1 protein-coding gene is annotated in these 815 nt (G+C 62.7%); it reads left to right on the top strand.

Annotation, left to right across the window (positions count from 1 at the left end; translation table 11 throughout):
* Nucleotides 1-815, top strand: an 815-nt coding sequence (locus tag GO606_RS00715; RefSeq protein ID WP_169120962.1) for an IS630 family transposase, incomplete at both ends; no start/stop codon positions are given.

Raw genomic sequence — 815 nt, 5'->3', positions numbered from 1 at the left:
TGTGGCGCCGACGCTTTGCCGAGCAAGGTATCGCAGGGCTTCGCGACGCGCCCCGGCCCGGCAAGCCCGCCAAGTACGGTGTCGAGTTGCGCGACCGAATCTTGGCACAGCTCGAATTGCCGCCACCGGCCGGCATGGCGAGCTGGGATGGGGGCTCGCTGGCCAAGGCGCTGAGCGTGTCCGATCACGCGGTGTGGCGCATCCTGCGCAAGGAAGGCATCCAGTTGCAGCGCCACCGTTCGTGGTGCGTCAGCACGGACCCGGAGTTTGCCGCCAAAGCGGCCGACATAATCGGGCTGTACTTGAACCCGCCCGAGAACGCCCTGGTGATCAGCGTCGACGAGAAGCCCTCGATTCAAGCCCTCGAGCGGGCGCGCGGCTACGTGCAGACCAGCAGTGGCAAGGTCGTCCAGGGAATGAAGAGCACCTACAAGCGGCACGGCACCGTCAATTTGTTCGCCGCATTGGAGGTCGCCACCGGCGTCATCCGAGGCAAGACGACGCAGACTAAAAAGCGCGCCGACTTCCAGGCCTTCATGGACGAGGTCGTTGCCGACCAGCCCGTCGACCGGCAGATCCACGTCATCCTGGACAACTTGAACACCCACAAGAAGAACGAGGACTGGCTCGCCGCACATCCGAACGTCACCTTTCACTTCACGCCTACCAGTGCGAGCTGGCTCAACCAAGTCGAAATCTGGTTCGGCATCTTCCAGCGAAAGACGCTGAACAACGCGAGCTTCCGAAGCGTCGAGCAACTCATTGAGGCCATCCATGCCTTCACTGCCGCCTACAACGAAAACGCAGCGCCATTC

Origin of the sequence: Aromatoleum anaerobium, from assembly GCF_012910705.2 — a bacterium.
Classification (GTDB): Bacteria; Pseudomonadota; Gammaproteobacteria; order Burkholderiales; family Rhodocyclaceae; genus Aromatoleum; species Aromatoleum anaerobium.
Note: the sequence above shows the minus strand (reverse complement) of the source record. Positions and strands in the feature narration are given on the sequence as shown.